2 protein-coding genes are annotated in these 1,241 nt (G+C 61.7%); both read right to left on the reverse strand.

Translation table 11 applies throughout. From position 1 onward, the window contains the following. Positions 1-103: 103 nt before the first annotated feature. Positions 104-409, reverse strand: a complete 306-nt coding sequence (gene clpS, locus EN932_RS36330) for an ATP-dependent Clp protease adapter ClpS (protein WP_013529964.1) — start codon at positions 407-409, stop codon at positions 104-106. A gap of 139 nt (positions 410-548) precedes the next feature. Then, a complete protein-coding gene (locus EN932_RS36335; protein WP_013529963.1) occupies positions 549-914 on the reverse strand; it encodes a hypothetical protein in 366 nt (121 codons plus the stop codon). Positions 915-1,241: the final 327 nt, after the last annotated feature.

Raw genomic sequence — 1,241 nt, forward strand, 5'->3', positions numbered from 1 at the left:
GGCCTGCTGCTTCTGGCAATGGGTTCGATGTGGTACCGCGAGGGACGGTAGCGCGGCGCTCTTTTTCCTTCTCCCCTTGTCGGAGAAGGGAAAGCCCCCTGCTCTACTCCTCCGGCTCCGTCGTGAACATCAGCGGATAGCCCTTGGCCTTGCCGGCATCGGTGGCGCGCGTCGCCTTGGTCTCGGCGACATCCTTGGTGAACACGGCGACGACGCAGACGCCACGCCGATGCGCAGTGATCATCACCCGGTGCGCTTGGTCCTCGCTGAGTTTGAACTCGCCCTTCAGCACCGTCACCACGAATTCGCGCGGCGTGAAATCGTCGTTGATGAGGATGACCTTGTAGAGTTTTGGCCGTTCGACTTGCGGCTTGATCTGGGTACGCGGTTTTGTGGTGATTTCAGGCATCGGAACCGACAGTTTTGCGTAAGCGACGTAACCGCCATTCTGGCACCGGTGAAAACGGTCGTCCATTTTGATCGACGCGCGAAACCGGTGTCCGCCGACGCGGCCATTCACAATCATGTGGGAAGGTGTCGGTTGCCGTTCAACGGCCTTGGCGGCCGAACATGCGACGGCCGGGAATCTGCCGCACGGCCGCAGCGGGCGGTATATCGGACCGAAAACGGTTTCCGCCGGCATCCGCCCGGCGTTCCAGCCAGGTCGCGATCGGCCACGCGGCGACGCAGATCAACGTCGCGCCGGTCAGCACGACCAGCAGCCAGGTCTGTGCCGGCGTTATGTAGTCCCAGTTGGTGGAAATCGCCGGCGCGAACAGCGAAGGCTCGGTGCGTCCGCTGGCCGGATCGGGGACCGGGCTGGCGGTGAACAGGATAAGCACTCTGGCGAGGCCGGTGGCAACCAGACCGCCGATCACCATCGAGCGCAAAATGGACGAAAGCCGCTTCTTCATGCGGATTGTCCTACACGGCCGGCGTTGCAAACGGGTTAAGTGTCAGTCGAGGCGGAAGCTGCCGGTGCCAGACTTCGCCAAAGATCAGTTGAACCCATCGACCGCTTCATAGCCAATGTCAGGGCTTCAGCGGCTCGGACAGGAAGAAGGCCGCTCCAACCGAAACCAGCTGGAGCGGCCTTGGTCAACAGACCGGCATTTTATGCCGGACCTTATCAGGTCTTCGGGGCGTCCTTCTTGACGGCCTTCTCAGCAGCCTTCTTGTGCTTCTTGACGGTCTTCTTGACGACCTTCTTCGGAGCAGCCTTGGCCGGAGCAGCAGTCGCC

The organism is Mesorhizobium sp. M7A.F.Ca.US.002.01.1.1, assembly GCF_004022955.1.
GTDB lineage: Bacteria > Pseudomonadota > Alphaproteobacteria > Rhizobiales > Rhizobiaceae > Mesorhizobium > Mesorhizobium ciceri.

What these genes read in the sequence shown, in the direction of transcription:
- EN932_RS36335 (WP_013529963.1), bottom strand. Translation starts at nt 914, where the DNA reads ATGAAGAAGCGGCTTTCGTCCATTTTGCGCTCGATGGTGATCGGCGGT.
- clpS (WP_013529964.1), bottom strand. Translation starts at nt 409, where the DNA reads ATGCCTGAAATCACCACAAAACCGCGTACCCAGATCAAGCCGCAAGTC.